The sequence below is a fragment of the Streptomyces sp. STR69 genome (assembly GCF_024519455.1).
In the GTDB taxonomy this organism is placed as follows: domain Bacteria; phylum Actinomycetota; class Actinomycetes; order Streptomycetales; family Streptomycetaceae; genus Streptomyces.
Map to the genome: position 1 here is coordinate 334556 of NZ_JALJRY010000003.1, position 19039 is coordinate 353594.

The following is a 19039-nucleotide window of genomic DNA, read 5'->3' on the forward strand; positions in this document are numbered from 1 at the left end:
GGAGCACACGGTCGTGGGATGGTTCACCGCACCCGACTACTGGCTGAGCCGACTGGTCTTCCAGCGGGCCCTGGCCGGGGTCTATCTGGTCGCGTTCCTCACGGCGGCGCTGCAGTTCCGTGCGCTGATCGGTGAGCGCGGCATGCTGCCGGTCCCCCGGTTCGTCCGCCGGATGCCGTTCGGGCGGGCCCCGAGCCTCTTCCAACTCCACTACACGGACCGGTTCTTCGCGGTCTGCGCGTGGACGGGCTGCGCGGTGTCGGCGGCGCTGGCCGCCGGGCTCGACTCCCGACTCCCGCTCTGGGGCGGGATGGTGCTGTGGCTGGTGCCGTGGGCGCTGTATCTGTCGATCGTCAACGTCGGCCAGACCTGGTACGCGTTCGGCTGGGAGTCACTGCTGCTGGAGGTCGGTTTCCTGGCCGTGTTCCTCGGCAACGACGAGGTGGCCCCGCCGATCCTGGTGCTGTTCCTGCTGCGCTGGATCCTGTTCCGGGTCGAGTTCGGCGCGGGTCTGATCAAGCTGCGCGGCGACGCGTGCTGGCGGAAGCTGACCTGCCTGGACTTCCACCACGAGACACAGCCGATGCCGGGCCCGCTGAGCTGGTTCTTCCACCACCTCCCCCGCCCGCTGCACCGGATCGAGGCCGCCGCCAACCACGTCACCCAACTCGTCGTCCCCGTCCTGCTGTTCACGCCGCAGCCGATCGCGACAGCCGCCGCGTCCCTGATGATCGCCACTCAGCTGTGGCTGGTCCTGTCCGGCAACTTCTCCTGGCTGAACTGGCTCACCATCGCGCTGGCCCTGTCGGCGATCCGCCTCCCGCACACGGCGCCGTCGACCGTCCCCGGTCCCCCTCCCCTCTGGTACGAGGTCGTGGTCCTGGCCGTCGCCGCCCTGCTGCTGCGGCTCAGCCACCGCCCGGTCCGCAACATGCTCTCCCGCCACCAGACCATGAACCGTTCCTTCGACCCGCTCCATCTGGTCAACACCTACGGCGCATTCGGCAACGTCAGCCGTGTCCGCCACGAGGTGGTGATCGAGGGCACGACGGACGCCGTCCCGCGTGTGGACTCCGACTGGCGGGAGTACGAGTTCAGGGGCAAGCCGGGCGAACCACACCACTGGCCACGTCAGTTCGCGCCCTACCACCTGCGGCTGGACTGGATGATGTGGTTCGCGGCGCTCTCCCCCGGCTACGCCGAGCCCTGGTTCGGCGCCCTGATGGAACGGCTCCTGGAGAACGACCGGGACACGCTACGACTGCTGCGCCGCTCCCCGTTCCCACCGGACGCGCCCCCGCGTTACGTCCGGGCCCGTCTGTTCCGCTACCGCTGCACGAACTGGCGGGAGTTGAGGGAGACGGGCGCGTGCTGGGAGCGGACGTTCGTGCGGGAGTACTTCCCGCCGACCGGGCTGGCGAAGGCGGTTCAGAGGCCGTAGACGCGGGTCGCCGTGCCGTCGAAGACCTCGGCGCGCTCCGCCGCACTGAGATCGTCGGTCAACTCACCTGTGGCGGCGGCGACTTCGCCGTAGCTCGCCGCCAGGGTGCACACCGGCCAGTCGGAGCCGAACATCAGCCGGCCCGGCCCGAAGGCGTCGAGCGCGACGTCCGTGTAGGGGCGCAGGTCCTGTGTGCTCCAGGTCTTCCAGTCGGCCTCCGTGACCAGGCCGGACAGTTTGCAGTAGGTGTTGGGGAGTGCGGCGAGGGAGCGGAGGGCCGCCTCCCAGGGTTCCAGCCGACCCGAGGCGACCGGCGGTTTGCCCAAGTGGTCGAGGACGAAGGCGAGTTGGGGCAGGGACGCGGCTACTTGGACACTGGCCGGGAACTGGTGGGGCAGCACGAGCAGGTCGTAAACGAGCCCCGCGTCGGCCACCGCGGCGAGGCCGCGGCGCACCTCGGGGCGCAGCAGCCAGTTCGGGTCGGGTTCGCCCTGCACCTGGTGGCGGATGCCCTTCAGGTAGTGGCCGCCGGGGAGTTCGCGCAGCCGGGCCAGTTCGTCGGCGATGTCGGGGCGGGTGAGGTCGGCCCAGCCGACGACTCCGGCGATGAGGTCGTGCGTGTCGGCGAGGGCGAGGAACTCCGGTGTCTCCTCGGCGACGGTGATCGTCTGGACGAGGACGGTCCGGCCGACGCCGGCCGCCCGGGCCTCGGGCGCGAGGTCGGCGACGGTGAAGTCACGGCGGATCGGCTGGAGTTCGGGGCCGGTGATCCAGTCCTGGTCGCGGACGGAGAGGTCCCAGACGTGGTGGTGTGCGTCGACGGTCATGGCAGCTCCCATACGACGGGCAGGCCGGCGCCGGCGCCCTCGCTCGTGTAGTCGTGCACCACGTCCAGGAGTTGGGCCATGCGGGCCTGCCAGGCGACGTTCACCGGGAGCTGGTCCAGCTCGGCCAGCAGGCGGGCGTAGTCGGCGCACTCCAGGACGTGGAAGAGGTCGGTGCCGCTGCGCCAGATCGTCCAGGAGGTGGCACCGGCGGCCCGGATCGCGGCGGTGAGTTCCTCGGGGACCTCGCGGTGGGCGCTCTCGTAGGCGGCGACACGGTCGGCGCGCACCTTGGTGTGGAGTGCCACTCTCATGGCGACTCCTCTGTCGGCACCGGGGCGTCGGTGGACAGCAGCCCCGTGTCCCGCAGCTCCTGCCAGAACGCGCCCGGCACCTTGGCCGCGAACTGCTCGGCGCAGTCCCGCACTTCGGCCTCCGAGCGGGCGCCGACCAGGACGCTCGCCACGGCCGGGTGCGCGGCGCAGAACGCCAGGGCGGCGGCGCGCAGGGTCGTGTCGTGCCGCTCGGCCGTCTCCTTCATGCGGAGCGCCCGGTCCAGCAACTCGGCAGGTGCCTGGGCGTAGTTGTAGGTCGCGTCCGGCTTCGGGTCCGCCAGGAGACCGGAGTTGAAGGCGCCCCCGATGACGACGGCCTTGCCGCGGGCGACGGCGGACGGGAGGAGTTCGGTGAGGGCGCTCTGGTCGAGCAGGGTGTAGCGCCCGGCGCAGAGCACCACGTCGACGTCCGTGTCCTGGATGAAGCGGGTGAGCATCTCGGCCTGGTTCATGCCCGCGCCGATGGCGCCGACCACGCCCTCGGCGCGGAGCTTCTCCAGGGCGGGATAGCCCTCGCGGAAGGCCTGTTCGGCGTGGTCGTCGGGGTCGTGGAGGTAGACGATGTCGATGTGGTCGAGGCCGAGCCGTTCCAGGCTGGCGTCCAGGGTGCGCCGTATCCCGTCGGCGGTGAAGTCCCAGACACGGCGGCTGGTGGCGGGCACGGCGAAGCCGTTGACGAGGTCGTCGCCGGTCACCGTCTCCACGGGTTCCAGGCGGCGGCCGACCTTGGTGGAGATCGTGTACTCCGCGCGCGGACGGTCGCGCAGCGCGGCGCCGAGGCGGCGCTCGGAGAGGCCGATGCCGTAGTGGGGTGCGGTGTCGAAGTAGCGAATGCCTTGCTGCCAGGCGACGTTGACGGCCCGATACGCCTGTTTGTCGTCGACTTCGGTGAACAGGTTGCCCAGCGGGGCGGCGCCGAGGCCGAGCCCGCCCACCTCGACCCGGCTTGCGCCGAGGATGCTCACTGGCCCACCGGCCTCAGGCGCAGGCCCTGCATGCCGCCGTCCACGGCGAGCGAGGTGCCGGTGGTGGCCCCGGACAGCGGGCTCGCCAAGTAGGCGATGGCGCCCGCGACTTCTGCCGCGGAGACGAGCCGGCCGGAGGGCTGGCGGGCGGCCAGGGCAGCGCGTTCGGCGGCCGGGTCGGGAGCCGAGTCGAGGAGGCGGCCGACCCAAGGGGTGTCCGCCGTACCGGGGTTGACGCAGTTGACGCGGATGCCCTCGCGGAGGTGGTCGGCGGCCATGGCGAGGGTGAGGGAGTACACGGCGCCCTTGGTCGCGCTGTAGAGGGCGCGTTGGGGAAGCCCGGCGGTGGCGGCGATGGAGCAGGTGTTGACGATCGCCGCGTGGGAGGACTCGCGCAGCTGCGGGAGCGCGGCGCGGGCGGCGCGGACCATGCCTATGACGTTGACGTTCCAGACGCGGTGCCATTCCTCGTCGTCGTTGTCCTCGACGGTGCCCTGGGCGCCGATGCCCGCGTTGTTGACCAGGATGTCGAGTCCGCCGAGGTCGGCGACGACGGACGCGACGGCCTGTCGTACGGAGGCGTCGTCGGTGACGTCGGCGCGGTAGCCGAGCAGCGGCTTCTCGACGGCGCTCGGGTCCAGGTCGAGGACGGCGACCTGGGCGCCGCGCTCGGCGAGGAGGTCGGCCGTGGCGCGTCCGATGCCGGAGGCGCCGCCGGTGACCAGGGCCTTGAGCCCCTCGAAGTCGGTCATGCCGCGTGTCCCTTCTGGCTGTCGATGTCGGCGGCCCAGAAGGTGCCGCCGGGGAACGTGAAGCGCGCGATGGACTCGGGCCGCATGGTGGCCGAGAACCCGGGGGTGGTGGGTGCCATGTAGTGACCTTCGCGGATCACCACCGGATCGAGGAAGTGGTCGTGCAGATGATCCACGTACTCGATGACGCGGTCGTCGGTGGTGCCGGAGACGGCGAGGTAGTCGAACATCGAGAGATGCTGGACGAGTTCGCACAGGCCGACGCCGCCCGCGTGCGGGCAGACGGGGATGCCGAACTTGGCGGCGAGCAGCAGGATCGCGAGGTTCTCGTTGACTCCGCCGACGCGGGCCGCGTCTATCTGGAGGATGTCGAGGGCGCCGGCCTGGAGCAGCTGCTTGAACACGACGCGGTTCTGGACGTGTTCGCCGGTCGCGACCTTCACCGGGGCCACGGCGGCGCGGATGGCGGCGTGGCCGAGGACGTCGTCGGGGCTGGTGGGTTCCTCGATCCAGTACGGGTCGAACTCGGTGAGGGCCTTGGTCCAGCGGATCGCCTCGTCCACGTCCCAGCGCTGGTTGGCGTCGATCGCCATCCGGATGTCGGGGCCGACGGCCGAACGGGCCGCACGGCAGCGCCGGATGTCGTCGTCGAGGTCGGCGCCGACCTTCAGCTTGATCTGCCGGAAGCCGTCCCGGACGGCCTGCACGGCGAGCCGGGTGAGCTTCTCGTCGTCGTAGCCGAGCCAGCCGGCGGAGGTGGTGTAGGCGGGAAAACCCCGCTCCAGAAGGCGAGTTCGCCGGTCCTCGGCGCCCGCCCGGCCGCGTCGCAGGATCTCCAGGGCCTCGTCCGGGGTGAGGGCGTCGGTGATGTACCTGAAGTCGATCTGGCTGACGAGCCATTCGGGGTCGGCGTCGGCGAGGAGCTGCCACAGGGGCTTGCCCGCGCGCTTGGCGGTGAGGTCCCAGGCCGCGTTGACCACGGCGCCGATCGCCATGTGCATCACGCCCTTCTCGGGCCCCAGCCAGCGGAGTTGGCTGTCGCCGATCAGGTCGCGGTTCAACGTCCCCGGGTCCGCGCACAGTTCGTCGACGGACCGGCCGATCACATGGTCCCGCAGCGCGTGGATCGCGGCGACCTGGACTTCGTTGCCCCGCCCGATGGTGAAGCTGAATCCGTGCCCCTCGTGCCCGTCGGCCGCGTCGGTGCGCAGGACGACGTAGGCCGCCGAGTAGTCGGGGTCCGGGTTCATCGCGTCGGAACCGTCGAGTTCGCGCGAGGTGGGAAAACGGATGTCGTAGGTGTCGACCGCGGTTACGCGAGCGGGGGGGCCGGGGATCGGTGACACGGAAGGCCTTTCGGTCGGGTACAGGGATCCGGTGCCGTGCGGGTGCCGGAAGCCGAGCGGTCAGTCCTGGGCTCGGCCCGTGGTGATGCGGGCGATCATGAGGGCGACCAGGATGATTCCGCCGTAGATGGCCTGGATCCAGAAGGACGGGACCTGGGCGAGGGTGAGCAGGTTCTGCACGACTCCCAGGAGGAGTACGCCGGTCAGGGCGCCGAACATGGTGCCCTTGCCGCCGTCGAGGCTGATGCCGCCGATGACGGCCGCCGCCATCACGGTGAAGATCATGTTGTTGCCCTGGTTGGCGCTGATCGCGCCGACGTAGCCGGTCTGCATGATCCCGCCCACCGAGGCGAGCACGCCGGCGACGATCGACACCCCGAGGAGCATCCGGTCGACGCGGATGCCGGCCGCGCGGGCCGCCTCCTGGTTGCCGCCGATCGCGTACAGGGCGCGCCCGACGCGGTGGTACTTCAGCACGAACCCGGCGACGGCGAAGCAGACCGCCGCCAGCCACACCGACATCGGGACGCTCAGGAAGGTGCTGGTGGCCAGGGTGAAGAAGGAGTCGGGCATCCCGAACAGCGTCTTGCCCTTGGTGGCGCCGACCAGCAGCCCGCGCAGCACGATCAGCATGGCGAGGGTGACGATGAAGGCGTTGAGCTTGAACTTCACCACGAGGATGCCGTTGAAGGCGCCGATGATCCCGCCCACGACGAGGATCGCGACCAGGGCGAGCGGTGCCGACCACTCCGTGCCCCAGCCGGACTCCGCGGACGGCAGGACCAGCAGGGCGCCGATGGCGGGCGCGATGCCGACCACCGACTCCAGCGAGAGGTCGATCTTCCCGGTGATCAGGATCAGCGACTCGGCGAGGACCACCATCGCGAGCGCGGCGGAGGCACCGAGGATGGAGATCAGGTTGCGTTCGGTGAGGAACGAGTCGTTGACGATCGCGCCGAGCACCAGGAGCACCAACAGGGCCGGTACGAGGGCGAGTTCACGGGCCCGGCGGAGCAGGACCGTGCGGGCCGAGGCCGCCCCGGTGGCGCGTGGGGCGGCGAGCGGCGGGGCCGCCTTGGTGTCAGCCATGGTCCACTCCTTCGATGGAGGCGATCAGCTCGTGGTCGCGCCAGCCCGCCGGGTGCTCGGCGACGACACGGCCGTGGAAGAGGACGAGGACGCGGTCGCAGCGCCGCAGGTCGTCGAGTTCGTCGGAGACGACGAGCACGGCGGTGCCGTCGTCGCGGGCGCTGTCCATGCGGGCGAGCAGTGACTCCTTGGACTTCACGTCGACGCCCGCGGTGGGGTTGATGAGGATCAGCAGCCTGGGGTCGGAGGCGAGGGCGCGGGCCATGACGACCTTCTGCGCGTTGCCGCCGGACAGGTCGGAGACGGGCTGGTCGGGACCCTCGGCGTGGATGTCGAGGCGGTCGATCAGCTCCGTCGCGAAGCCGCGCTTGCGGTCGGTGCCGACGAAGCCGAAGCGGCCGAGCCGGTCCAGGACCGTCATGGTGGCGTTGTCCCCGATGGACATGCCGAAGACCAGCCCCTGTCCGTGCCGGTCACGAGGCACGCATCCGACACCGGCCTTCAGCGCGGCCTGCACATCCCCGAACGGCAGCTTCTCGCCGTCGAGTTGAGCCGTTCCGCCGGTCGGCGTGTACAGCCCGGTGAAGGATTCGGCCAGCTCGATCTTGCCGCTGCCGCTGGATCCGGCGAGTCCGACGACCTCGCCGCGGCGGACGGTGAGGTCGACGTTCTCGTACGACTCGGAGGTGAGCCCGCGTGCGTCGAGGAGAACGGGCGCGGCGTCGTCCAACTCGCGGAGCTGGACCTCCAGTTCGGCGATCGACTCCCCCGCCATCGCCTCCACCAGGGCGCGGCGCGGGAGGTCGGCGACCGGTGCGGTGGTGATCCAGCGGGCGTCGCGCAGCACGGTGACTGTCTGGCACACCTCGTACACCTCCTGGAGGTGGTGCGAGATGAACAGGAAGGTGACACCGGACTCCTGGAGCGCCCGCATCCGGGTGAAGAGCCGTTCGATCTCCCGGTTGTCGAGCTGGGCGGTCGGTTCGTCGAGGACGATGAACCGGGCGCCGAAGCTCAACGCCCGGGCGATCTCCACCATTTGGCGGTCCTCGACCTTGAGGTCGGCGGTGCGCGCCTCGGGGTCGACGCGCACGTCCCAGGTGTCGAGGAGTTCGGCGGCCTCGGTGCGGAGCCTGCGCCAGCTGATGACTCCGCCGCGTGAGGTCGGCTGACGGTTGATGAAGAGGTTCTCGGCGACCGTCAACTCGGGTACCACGGTGGGCCGTTGATAGACGCAGGCCACCTTGGCCCGCCAGGCGTCCCGGTCGGCGAGCGGGGGTGCGGGCTCACCGTCGAAGCGGACCGTGCCCTCGTCGGGGGCCTGGAGTCCGGTGAGGACGGTGACGAGGGTGGACTTGCCGGCGCCGTTGCGGCCGACGAGGGCGTGGGACTCGCCCGGCAGCACGGTGAGTTGGCCGTCGGCGAGGGCGACGGTCGGGCCGTACCGCTTGACGATGCCCCGCGCCTCAACGAGTGGAGTGCTCATTTGACCGTGTTGCCCCAGAGCTTGGGGTCGTCGACGTTGTCCTTGGTGACCAGGGGCGCGGGCAGTTGGTCCTCAAGGATGCCGCTGGGCAGCTTGACGATCGTGGAGTCGTGGTCGGTGGGGCCGGGCTTGAAGGTCTTCCCCTGCATCGCGGCCTTGATGTAGTACATGCCGTACTTGGCGTAGGCGTCGGCCGGTTGGGAGACGGTGGCGTCGATCTCGCCCTTGCGGATCGCGTCGAACTCCTGCGGGATCCCGTCGTTCGAGACGATCGTGATGTGCCCGGCCTGGCCCGCCGTCTTCAGCATGCCCTTGGACTTGAGGGTCTGGAGGGTGGGCGCGAGATAGACGCCGCCCGCCTGCATGTAGATGCCCTTGATGTCCGGGTTGGCGTTGAGGAGCGTGTCCAGTTTGGAGGCCGCCGTGTCGGACTCCCACTTGGCGGGGATCTCCAGCACCTTCAGCTTCGGGTACTTCTTCTTCACGCAGTCCCTGAACGCCTCCGACCGGTCCCGGCCGTTGACGGACGCCAGGTCGCCCATGATCTGCACGACCTTGCCGCTGGTGATGTGCGCCCCGAGGTACTCGCAGGCCTTCTCGCCGTACGCGACGTTGTCGGCGCGCACGACCATCGCGACCTTGCCCTTGTCGGGCGCCACGTCGACGGCGACGACCGGTACGCCCTTGCGGTCGGCCTGGTCGAGGCCGGCCTCGATGGCGGCGCTGTCCAGCGGGGCGACGACCAGGCCCTTGACGCCCTGGTTCAGCTCGTTGTTGATGTCGGTGATCTGCTGCGAGGGGTCGCTGTTGGAGTTGACGGTCTTCAGTGCGTCGACACCCTCGGACTTCGCCATCTTCGGCACGTAGTCGTTGTACGACTGCCAGAACGGCGAGGTCAGCAGGGGCAGGATCACCCCCACCTTGCCGGTGCCGCTACTGCCGCCGGCGCTGCTCGCGCCGGTGTCCTTGGTGCTGCCGCACGCGGTGAGCACGAGCGCGGTACCCGTGACCGCGGCCACCGCACCGATCATGCGCAACCTGCTGCGTATCCCCACTGTCCTGCCGAGCATTTGGTGGCTCCTCGTTGAGCGTGTCCGAGCAGATGACCGCATATTTATCAGACCACTTCCCCGAAACAACACCCCGCAGTGGCAGATTTTCCTGGATTTCCGTCGTAGTGGTCCGACCACATGAGTGGTTAGACTGCAGCGCACCCGGTGAGTGGAGGATTGGCGTGGACGAGACGGCTCCGCAGAAGGGCACCGTGACGCAGCGCGCGATCGACTCCATCAAGGCGTTGATCCGCGAGGGCCGTCTGGAGCCGGGGCAGCGGCTGCCCACGGAGCGCGATCTCGCGGCCCAGCTGGGCATCTCCCGCAGTTCGATGCGCGAGGCGATCCGCGCGCTCACGGTGCTGGGCGTGCTGGAGGCCCGGCACGGTTCGGGCATCTACGTCACGCAGTTGGAGGCCGGCGACCTGCTGGAGACCTTCGGTGTCGTCGCCGACCTCTCCCGCGGCCCGCGTCTGGTGGAGCTGTTGGAGGTCCGCCGCATCCTGGAGTCGACGGCGACCGCCCTGGCCGCCGCCCGCATCACCCCGGACCAGCTGGCCGAGGTGGAGAAGCACCTCACGGCGATGAACGCCACCGACGACCCCGAGGAGATCCTCGCCCACGACCTCGCCTTCCACCGCGAGATCGCCGCCGCCGCGGGCAACGACACCATGGCCGCGATCCTGGAGGGCCTGTCGTCCAGAACGTTCCGGGCCCGGGTGTGGCGCGGCTACCAGGAAGAGGGCGCCTTCGCCCGCACCCGCCGCGAACACGCCGCCATCCACCGGGCGTTGGTGGCCCGCGACCCGGAGGCGGCCCGAGCGGCGGCGGCCTCGCACGTGGGCGAGGTCGAGGAGTGGCTGCGGACGCAACTGGGGCCGTAGGGACGGGAGTTCAGGGGCCTGTGCAGTCCTGACACACGGGCGCACGCAGCGGACATCCGCGCAGCTCCGGCGCGCGGAGGCACGCACCGGACCACGAGGCCATCGGCCCTGCCGTCGCCTTCAGTCGCCCGCGGCGGACAACGGAGGCCATGCCGGATCCGCCCGTCCTGCCCCCGCGTTCAGGAGCCCGCGGCCGGCAGCGGCGGTTCGCCCCGCTGCCCCTGGACCTCCGCCCATCCGCGCAGCTCGCTGGTGCCCACCTCGTCGATCGCCCGGTGCAGAGCGGCCCGCGCGTCCACGTCACGCTCGACCGGCGGGAGCAGCAGGTAGCGGTCGATCGCCCGTCGCAGGGACTCCCGGGCCTGCGCGGCCAGGACCCAGCGTGAGCCCGGGCTGAACAGCTGGCGCATGCCGGTGAAGAAGACGGCGCCGCCCGCGATCAGGGCGGTGAGCCAGGCGGGCGCGTGCAGTCCCGCCGCCACGACCGTCGCGGACGTGGCGGCGAGAGCGCCGAGTTCCGTCGTGTAGTGCAACCACCTGGCCCGGTCGCACGCCCCCGCGTAGAACTCCAACTCCTGCCGGGCGAGCCCCAGTAGCGGATCGGACTCGGAGGCCCAGGCCTGACCGACGGCCGTTCTTCGTCTCATCGCCCCATCATCGGGCGATCACGGCCGCCTGGGAAAGCCGCACCGCCTCAGGAGCGTCCGAACCGCAGCGTCACCAGTTCGAACGGCCGCAACCGCAGCGCGAGTTGATCACCCTCGCGGGTCACTTCCCCCACATCGGCCAACGGCCGCTCCAGCAGGTCGACGGCCTCCACGGCGTCGAACGCGAAGCCCACCGTGAGTGTCGCCCGCGCCCGCCCCCCGTGGGCCTCGTGGAAGCGGACGACGACGTCCCCGCTCCCGTCGTCCGCCAGCTTCACCGCCGTGACCACGACCGCGTCCCGGTCCACACCCACCAGCGGGGCGACCTCCTGCCCGCCCGTGACCCGCCGTTCCGGCAGATTGATCCGCCAGCCTTCGCGTACCGCGTCGCCGATGGCCGCGCCGGGCACCAACGCGTGCCGGAAGCGGTGGACGCCCTGGTCGGTCTCGGGGTCGGGGAATCGCGGGGCACGCAGCAGGGAGACGCGCACCGTGGTGGTCGTACCACGGTCGCCGTCGGTGCGGACCGTACGGGTCACATCGTGGCCGTACGTCGAGTCGTTGACGACGGCGACGCCCCAGCCGGGTTCCTCCAGGTGGACGAAGCGGTGGTTGCAGGCCTCGAACTTGGCGGCCTCCCATGAGGTGTTGGTGTGCGTGGGGCGGTGGAAGTGCCCGAACTGGGTCTCCGACGCGTACCGTTCGGCGTGCACGTCGAGCGGGAAGGCGAGCTTGAGGAACTTCTCGGTCTCGTGCCAGTCGACCTCGGTGTCGATGAGCAGCCGCCGCTCCCCCGGTGCGAGGGACAGCAGTTGGGTGACCCGGGACGCGCCGAAGGACCGTACGATCCGCACCGTGTTCCCGTCGGCGACGACCTCCTCCGCGTCGGTGAGGTCCGTGACCGTGTTGCGGTAGAACTCGTCGACGTCCCAGGCGTCCCACATGTTCGGGAAGTCCGGGTGCAGTTGGAGCAGGTTGGCGGCCCGGCCGGGGGCGATCGTCTCGCGGTCGGCCTGGATGTCGTAGGCGGAGACGACAAGGCCCCGGCCGTCGATCTCGACTCGGAGCAGGCCGTTCTCCAGTACGTGGCCTCCGCCGACCCGGGTCGCGAGGGCCGTCTCGCCCAGGACCGCCGGGGTCTGCGCGCCGCCCGCGAGGACGCCGTCGCGGGTGTGGGGCGCCGAGTTGAACACCAGCTCCCGCGTTCCCTCCCCCGCCAGCGCGCGCTGGGCCGCTTCGATGATGCCGTTCAGCTCGGCGGCCAGCCCCTCGTACGTCTTCCGGGCCTCGCGGTGCACCCAGGCGATGGAGGAGCCGGGCAGGATGTCGTGGAACTGGTGCAGCAGCACCGTCTTCCAGATCCGGTCCAAGTCCTCGTACGGGTAAGGGAATCCGGCCCGTACGGCGGCCGTGGCGGCCCACAGCTCCGCCTCGCGCAGGAGGTGTTCGCTGCGCCGGTTGCCCTGCTTGGTCTTGGCCTGGCTGGTGAGGGTGGCGCGGTGCAGTTCGAGGTACAACTCGCCGACCCAGACGGGGGGTTCGCGGTATTCGGCCTCGGCCTTCTCGAAGAACTCCTTCGGTGTCTCCCAGGCCACGGTCGCCGAGCCTTCGAGGTCGCGCAGGCGGGCCGCCTTGGCGACCATCTCGCGGGTGGTGCCGCCGCCTCCGTCGCCCCAGCCGGTGGGTGCAAGGGAGTGCCGGGCGACTCCCTTGTCCTTGAAGTTGCGTGCCGCGTGGGCGATTTCGCGGCCCTGCATGGAGCAGTTGTAGGTGTCGACGGGCGGGAAGTGGGTGAAGATCCGGGTGCCGTCGATGCCCTCCCAACGGAAAGTGTGGTGCGGGAACTTGTTCGTCTGCGACCAGGAGATCTTCTGGGTCAGCAGCCACTTGGAGCCGGCGGCCTTGATGATCTGCGGCAGTCCGGCGGCGAAGCCGAAGGTGTCGGGCAGCCAGGCCTCCTCGTTCTCGATGCCGAACTCGTCGAGGAAGAACCGCTTCCCGTGCACGAACTGACGGGCCATCGCCTCCGAGCCCGGCATGTTGGTGTCCGACTCCACCCACATGCCGCCGGCCGGCACGAACCGCCCGTCCGCCACCGCCTTCTTGACCCGCGCCCACACCTCGGGCCGGTGCTCCTTCACCCAAGCCCACTGCTGCGCCTGGGACATGGCGAAGATGAAGTCGGGTTCGTCCTCCAGCAGGGCCGTCATGTTGGACGTCGTCCGGGCCACCTTGCGGACGGTCTCGCGGAGCGGCCACAGCCACGCGGAGTCGATGTGCGCGTGCCCGATGGCGCTGATGCGGTGCGCGGACGGGACGGCGGGCGTCGACAGGACGGCCGTCAGCTGTGAACGGGCGCGCTCCGCCGTGCCGTTGACGTCCTGGAGGTCCACCGCGTCCAGCGTCTTCTCGACGGCCCGCAGCAGGTCCCAGCGGCGCGCGGAGTCCACCGGCAGCTCGGCCATCAGCTCACCGACCACCTCCAGGTCGAGGACGAGCTGCCAGACGTTCTCGTCGAGGACGGCGAGGTCCATGCGGGTGAGCGTGTACTGCGGCTCGCTGCCGGCGGTCTCCTTGTCGCCCAACTGGGTCGGCACGAAGGGGTGGTAGTCCAAGACCACCGGGTTGGACGCGGCCTCGACGTACAGCCGCACCTCCTCGCCACCGGCGACGGGTGCGCCGATCCGGACCCACTGGTTGCGCGGGTTGAGTCCCTTCACGGGAGTGCCGTCGGGCCGGTAGACGAGGCCCTCGCACTGGAAGCCGGGCATGTTCTCGTCGAAGCCGAGGTCGAGCAGCGCCTCGACGGTCTTCCCGGCCCACTCCTGCGGGACGGTCCCGGTGACACGGAACCAGCTGGTCCCCCAGGGAGCACCCCACCGGGCGCCCACCTCGATCGGTTCGGGTGTGCCCGCGAGCCCCTCGGCCACGGGCACCGGCTCGCCGGGCGCGTGCCAGACGGCCACCTCCAGCGGCACTGACTCGGGGTACACGGCGGGACGGATGCGCTCTTCGAGAACACGCTTGAGGCGGGCTTCGACCAGGCTGCGGTCGTCATGCATGTGGGGTGCTCCGTGGCTCGGTTGCGGGTGGGACTACGGGTGTTACCAGGCGTACGCGACCGTTGCGGGGGCCGACGCTGTGTACAGCTCCCCTGTCGCGCGCAGTTCGAACCACGCCTGCTGCTCGCCCTGTTCGGCCGTCAGCCCGCCGACGTAGAAGGCGCGCTGGCAGGTGCCGCCGAGGAACCGCCGGGTGCCGTCCGGCAGCAGACGGTGCAGTGTGTAGTGGCGTACGGCGTCGGGCACGGCGTCCCAGGCGAAGCGCAGGTTGCCGCCGGTGGCCGCGGTGATACGGAAGTTGGTGGGAGCGGCCGGCGTCGGTGACGCGCCGGCATCGCGCACGGCCAGCCCGCCGAGCCGCCAGTTCACGGGCCCCGCGGTCGCGGTGAGCCGTACACCTATGGCGTGGAGCGTGCCGGAGAGACCGGTGAGCGGCACGGTCACCGTCTGCCAGTCGCTGCCCGAGGCCGCCACCGGAAGATATGTGTACGGCGGTGTCGATCCGGCCGTGCTCGGTTCGGCGGTGGCGACGGCCAGTTCGACGGTCGCGCTGCCGCTGTCGGTGCGGAAGGTCAGGTCGACCACGGTGTCATCGGTGATCGGCAGTTGGGTGGCGTACAGATCCAGGGTCGTCGGCGCGTCCAGTGCGCCGGCGACCAGCACACTGCTGCCGCCGCGCCACGCGTCCGCGAAGTCGAGGGTCACGGTGGGCCGTTGGCCCGTGGTGCGCACCGCCCAGCGGCGGGACGGCAGCCGGTCCTGGAGTCCGAGGTGGTTCCATTGCGCGTCCGAGGTGACCGCTCCGTCCTCGTACCAGCGGAGCCCGTGCCCGGTGTTGAAGACACTCGCGAACGGCAGTGCGCCGCCCACCGTGGACCGGTCGGCGACCGACACCGCCGGTGCCCGCCAGGGGTCGGTGCTGTCCGGCTTCGACGGGTCGAGCGAACGCCCGGTCCAGAAGCGGTCGTCGGCCGCGTGGAAGTCGCCGGGGGTGCGGGTCGCGGGGAGGTGGTTGCGGGTCCACTCGGGCCGGTAGAAGCCGATGGACGTGATGTGTGCCTTGGTCGTCGGCACCATCGCGTCCCAACTCACGGACGTGCTCGACCCGTTGGACTCGACGTCGACGCCCGCCCACAACTCGTAGCGGCTGCGGCCCAGTCCGTCGGCCTTCGTCCCGGAGGCGGCCAGTGTGCTCGTGCTCCACCGGAAGTCGATGAACATGTCGTTCGCGGCCTGGAAGAACGCCTGGTTCGAGGTGTTGAGCGCGCCCTGCCAGCTGACCGTGCCGTTCACGGTCATCGCGTCGTACCAGGTGACGCGCTGCCCCTGGGCGGCGGCGAGGGACTTCAACTCGCTGACGAAGCCCTGCATGTCGGTGCCGAGCGCGGTGTTGCCGCCGCTGGTCTCGGCGTTGACGAACCAGCCGTCGAAGCCGTACGCGGCGGCGACGGCGACGAGTTGGGCGGCGAGCGGGTAGTGCCCGGCGGCGTCCTTCTGGACCAGGTCGCGGGTCCACTGGAGTTGTCCGCCGTAGGCGACGGGCGGCAGGAAGATGTTGCCGAGGACGGGTACGCCGTGCCGGTGGGCGGCGTCCACGACGGGCGCGTTGGGGGCGAGGATGATGCCCTCGCCGGAGGAGCCGCCCCAGAAGACGAGTTCGTCGAGGTAGGACCAGTGGGTGAGGGCGTAGTAGTCGGCGGTGGCCGCGCCCTGGGAGGGGTTGCTCGACGTCGGCCCGAAGGAGACCAGGGACTGGATGCGGGCCTGGCCGGAGCGGGCGGTGCTGTTCGCGGGGGTCGGGGTGAAGCGCGCGGCCAGCGGGACGGCGGCGGCGTTGAAGGCGAGGTCCGTGTCCGAGGCGGCGGTCCAGGTCTTCAGGCTGCGCCAGGTGATGCCGGTGCCCGGGGTCCCGGAGGGCAGGGAGTCCGGGTACCAGTAACTGGCGTACGGCTGGGTCGCGGTGGCCGCTGCCTGCCCTGCCGCGTAGGCGGGCAGAGGCAGTTGGGGCAACAGGGCCGCCGCGCCGACGGCGAGCAGGACGGTGCGTCTGGTGGGGTTCACGAGCTGGTGTCTCCTTGTGGGGTGGGGAGTACCTGGTCCGGAGTGACGACTTCGGTGATGCCGCGCGCGGCGAGGTGTTCCTTGTCGTCCGCGCGCACGTCGAGGACGGTCGCCGGTCGGGCGCCGTCGGCGACGAGTCGGAAGTAGGCGTCGAAGACCGGCCCGCCGGGACCGCAGACCGAGCGGACCGACGGATCGGCGGGCACGACGAGCGCCGTGCTGCGGGGGGCGGGCGCGTACGTGGGCTCACGGGCCGCCTCGGCGAGCACGAGCGCGATGTCCTTGGCCTGCCGGTCGTTGGTCAACAGGCCCAGCCCGTATTCGAGTTCGGGGAAGTCGGCGAGGTCGCGGGACACGTCGTGGGAGCACCACCAGGTGATGCCCCACAGGTCGGGACAGTCAAGGGCGCCTGCGATGGTCGCGGAGGCGAAGTCGGCCGCGTGCTCGGCGGGGACGAGCGGCTGGGGCGCGCCGACCTCCTGGAGCCAGACGGGCCGGTGCGGTTCGTCGGCCCAGGCCTTGCTCAACTCGACGAGATACGCGGCGTGATGTTCACTCGGCACGGAGGTACGGCCGTGGCGTTGGGCGGTGCCGTTGAAGACCCAGGAGTGCACGGCCGTCATCGCGCCCCGGCGGGCGGCCTGGCCCGGGGTGAACGGCATGTCGTCCTGGTACCAGGTCGCGTCGTACTCGGCGTGCAGATGCGGCTTGCCGGGCGCCCCCTCCGCGCAGGCGGCCAGCATTCGCTCCAGCCAGGCGTCGATCTGGTCCTCTGTCGCCCGGTCGGGGTCCGGATGCGGGCCCGCCGAGAACTGGTTGACCTCGTTGCCGAGGGTCATGCCGATGAAGTTCGGCCGGTCGGCGAGGGCGGCGGCGAGCGTGCGCAGGTAGGCGGCCTGGCCGTCGAGGACGTCCGGGTCGGTGAAGAGGTTGCGCCGGTGCCAGGTGCGGGTCCAGGCCGGCAGATAGTCGAAGCTGCTCAAGTGCCCTTGCAGACCGTCCACGTTGACGTCGAGCCCGCGCTCACCGGCCGCGTCGACGAGCTCGACGAGCTGCTCCACGGCCTTCGGGCGGATCAGTGTGCGGTTGGGCTGGAAGTACGGCCACAGCGGGAAGACCCGGATGTGGTCGAGGCCCAGCTCGGCGATCGAGTCGAGGTCGGCACGTACGGAGTCGAGGTCGAAGTCGAGCCAGTGGTGGAACCACCCTTGGCTGGGGGTGTAGTTGACGCCGAAGCGCACGGCAGAAGACATCGGGATCCTGGTTCTGTAGTGCGTGTCCGAATGCAAGGGGACGTCAGCCCTTCACCGCGCCTTCGCCCACGCCCCGGAAGAAGTACCGCTGGAGGCAGGCGAAGAGGGCGATCAGTGGGGCCACGGCGATCACCGTGCCGGCGGCCACCAGGCGTTCGTCGTTGGCGAAGGTTCCGTGCAGATAGTTGAGGCCGATGGTGAGGGTGAACTTGGACGGGTCGCTGAGCACGATGAGCGGCCACAGGAAGTCGTCCCAGGCGCCCATGAAGGCGAAGATCGCGACGACGGCGACGGTCCCCTTCACGGACGGCAGCGCGATCCGCAGGAACCGCTGCCAGACGTTGGCGCCGTCGACGTAGGCCGCCTCCTCGATCTCGTAGGGCAGGTTGAGGAAGGCGTTGCGCATCAGCAGGACGTTCATCGCGCCGATGCAGCCCGGGAGGACCACCCCGATCAGGGTGTTGTTGAGGCCCAGTTCCCGCATGGTGGTGAACTGGGCGATGATGATGCCCTCCACCGGTACCAGCATCGCGAGGATGAAGACGAGGGTGGCGACGCGGCGGCCCCGGTAGCGCAGCCGGGCGAGCGCGTATCCCGCGAGTGCCGAACCGACGCAGTTCGTCACGACGTTGGCGGAGGCGACCTTCAGCGAGTTGAAGGCGTAGTCCCACACCGGGATGGTGTCGGCGACCCGCTTGTAGTTGTGCAGGGTGGGGTGTTCGGGCAGGAAGGTCGGCGGCGAGCTGTAGATGTCCTCGGTCGGGCCCTTGAGCGAGGTGGAGAGCTGCCAGAGGAAGGGGCCGACCGTGATGGCGAGTACGGCGAGCAACAGCGTGTAGCGCAGGGCGAGTTCCCAGACGCGGATGCGGCGCCCGTGCTCGTCGGTGACGCGGGGTTCGCGAACCGCCGACTTCTGGACGGGTCTTGTGCGTTCGATGACGCTCAAGCGTCCTCCTTCCGGTCGGCCCGCAGGACGAGCAGCATCAGCGCGACGGTGACGACGAAGACGACGACCGAGAGCGCGGAGGCGTAACCGACCCGGCCGGTCAGGCCGGTGCCGGTGCGCTGGACGAGCATCACGAGGGTGGTGTCCTCCCCGGCCGGTCCGCCGCTCGGCCCCGCCATCAGGTACACCTCGGAGAACACCTTGAAGGCGGCCACCGAGGACAGCGCCCCGACGAGGACCATCGTGGAGCGGACGGCGGGCACGGTGACCGTGAAGAACCGGCGTACCGCGCCCGCGCCGTCGACCGAGGCGGCCTCGTGGAGTTCGCGGGGCACGTTGGCGAGCGCGGCCAGGTAAATGATCATGTAGTAGCCGAGGCCCTTCCAGACCGTGACGGCCATGGCGCTCAGCAGCAACAGCCACTGGTCACTCAGAAAACCGATCCGGCCGACGCCGATCGTCTCCAACAGCGAGTTGACCAGGCCGCGTTCGTCCAGCAGCCACACCCAGATGAGTCCGACCACGACGATCGACGCGACGACCGGGGTGTAGAAGGCGGACCGGAAGAAGGTGATGCCGGGGATGTTCTTCTGCACCAACAGGGCGAGCAGCAGCGGGAGTACGACGAGTGCGGGGACCACCCCGAGGATGTACAGGGTGCTGTTGCGCAGGCCGGTCCAGAACATGTCGTCGTGCCACAGCTCGCGGAAGTTGGCGAAGCCCACGAAGTGGCCCGGGATCAGGGTGCGCCGGTCGGTGAGGGCGTTGGCCAGCGTGGAGCCGAACGGGTAGAGGATGAAGACGCCGGTGATCAGCAGTCCGGGGGCGGCGAACAGCCAGGGGCTGATGGGCAGTTGGCGCCGCACCCGGGAGACGGTGGAGAGGGCCATCGCGGA

Annotated in this window: 16 protein-coding genes; 2 read left to right on the plus strand and 14 right to left on the minus strand. The window is 70.4% G+C overall.

The genetic code is table 11. The annotated features are described in order from the left end of the window. The first annotated feature begins 13 nt into the window (after nt 1-13). Nucleotides 14-1441: a lipase maturation factor family protein gene (locus OC490_RS07830; RefSeq protein WP_262057076.1), complete on the plus strand. Its 1428-nt coding sequence runs from the start codon at nt 14-16 to the stop codon at nt 1439-1441. Here the strand turns inward: OC490_RS07830 and OC490_RS07835 are convergent. Genes OC490_RS07835 through OC490_RS07870 form a run of 8 tightly spaced genes read right to left on the minus strand, consistent with a single transcriptional unit; the run spans nt 1429 to nt 9308 of the window. Next, nucleotides 1429-2268, minus strand: coding sequence for an amidohydrolase family protein (locus tag OC490_RS07835; RefSeq protein WP_262057077.1), 840 nt, complete (start codon nt 2266-2268; stop codon nt 1429-1431). The two genes, OC490_RS07830 and OC490_RS07835, sit on opposite strands and share 13 nt — an antisense overlap. Then, nucleotides 2265-2579 carry an L-rhamnose mutarotase gene (locus OC490_RS07840; RefSeq protein ID WP_262057078.1) on the minus strand — a complete coding sequence of 105 codons (315 nt, stop codon included), beginning with the start codon at nt 2577-2579 and terminating at the stop codon, nt 2265-2267. Before OC490_RS07840 ends, OC490_RS07835 begins: the two co-directional genes overlap by 4 nt. Continuing rightward, nucleotides 2576-3565, minus strand: coding sequence for an aldo/keto reductase (locus OC490_RS07845; protein WP_262057079.1), 990 nt, complete (start codon nt 3563-3565; stop codon nt 2576-2578). The genes OC490_RS07840 and OC490_RS07845 overlap by 4 nt, the downstream gene beginning before the upstream one ends. After that, entirely contained in the window at nt 3562-4317 is a 756-nt protein-coding gene (locus OC490_RS07850; RefSeq protein ID WP_262057080.1) for an SDR family NAD(P)-dependent oxidoreductase, read from the minus strand. Before OC490_RS07850 ends, OC490_RS07845 begins: the two co-directional genes overlap by 4 nt. Beyond that, complete coding sequence (locus OC490_RS07855) at nt 4314-5663, minus strand: L-fuconate dehydratase (RefSeq protein ID WP_262057081.1); 1350 nt, start codon at nt 5661-5663, stop codon at nt 4314-4316. Before OC490_RS07855 ends, OC490_RS07850 begins: the two co-directional genes overlap by 4 nt. 60 nt (nt 5664-5723) lie before the next feature. Further along, entirely contained in the window at nt 5724-6752 is a 1029-nt protein-coding gene (locus OC490_RS07860) for an ABC transporter permease (protein ID WP_262057082.1), read from the minus strand. Beyond that, nucleotides 6745-8238 carry a sugar ABC transporter ATP-binding protein gene (locus OC490_RS07865; RefSeq protein ID WP_262057083.1) on the minus strand — a complete coding sequence of 498 codons (1494 nt, stop codon included), beginning with the start codon at nt 8236-8238 and terminating at the stop codon, nt 6745-6747. Before OC490_RS07865 ends, OC490_RS07860 begins: the two co-directional genes overlap by 8 nt. Continuing rightward, entirely contained in the window at nt 8235-9308 is a 1074-nt protein-coding gene (locus tag OC490_RS07870; RefSeq protein ID WP_262057084.1) for a sugar ABC transporter substrate-binding protein, read from the minus strand. The genes OC490_RS07865 and OC490_RS07870 overlap by 4 nt, the downstream gene beginning before the upstream one ends. A gap of 164 nt (nt 9309-9472) precedes the next feature. Here OC490_RS07870 and OC490_RS07875 point away from each other — a divergent pair, with 164 nt between their 5' ends. Then, nucleotides 9473-10174, plus strand: a complete 702-nt coding sequence (locus tag OC490_RS07875; RefSeq protein WP_262057085.1) for a FadR/GntR family transcriptional regulator — start codon at nt 9473-9475, stop codon at nt 10172-10174. 179 nt (nt 10175-10353) lie between these two features. Here the strand turns inward: OC490_RS07875 and OC490_RS07880 are convergent, their stop codons facing one another. Genes OC490_RS07880 through OC490_RS07905 form a run of 6 tightly spaced genes read right to left on the minus strand, consistent with a single transcriptional unit; the run spans nt 10354 to nt 19033 of the window. Beyond that, complete coding sequence (locus OC490_RS07880; RefSeq protein WP_262057086.1) at nt 10354-10821, minus strand: DUF4231 domain-containing protein; 468 nt, start codon at nt 10819-10821, stop codon at nt 10354-10356. A gap of 47 nt (nt 10822-10868) precedes the next feature. After that, a complete protein-coding gene (locus OC490_RS07885; RefSeq protein ID WP_262057087.1) occupies nt 10869-13883 on the minus strand; it encodes an alpha-mannosidase in 3015 nt (1004 codons plus the stop codon). A 42-nt stretch (nt 13884-13925) separates the two neighbouring features. Further along, complete coding sequence (locus tag OC490_RS07890; protein ID WP_262057088.1) at nt 13926-15944, minus strand: endo-beta-N-acetylglucosaminidase; 2019 nt, start codon at nt 15942-15944, stop codon at nt 13926-13928. Continuing rightward, nucleotides 15941-17197 (minus strand): glycoside hydrolase 5 family protein, encoded by a 1257-nt coding sequence (locus OC490_RS07895; RefSeq protein WP_262057089.1) that lies wholly within the window; start codon nt 17195-17197, stop codon nt 15941-15943. Before OC490_RS07895 ends, OC490_RS07890 begins: the two co-directional genes overlap by 4 nt. A gap of 43 nt (nt 17198-17240) precedes the next feature. Beyond that, nucleotides 17241-18143 (minus strand): carbohydrate ABC transporter permease, encoded by a 903-nt coding sequence (locus tag OC490_RS07900; protein WP_262057090.1) that lies wholly within the window; start codon nt 18141-18143, stop codon nt 17241-17243. Then, a complete protein-coding gene (locus OC490_RS07905) occupies nt 18140-19033 on the minus strand; it encodes a carbohydrate ABC transporter permease (protein ID WP_262057091.1) in 894 nt (297 codons plus the stop codon). The genes OC490_RS07900 and OC490_RS07905 overlap by 4 nt, the downstream gene beginning before the upstream one ends. Between the last annotated feature and the right edge of the window lie 6 nt (nt 19034-19039).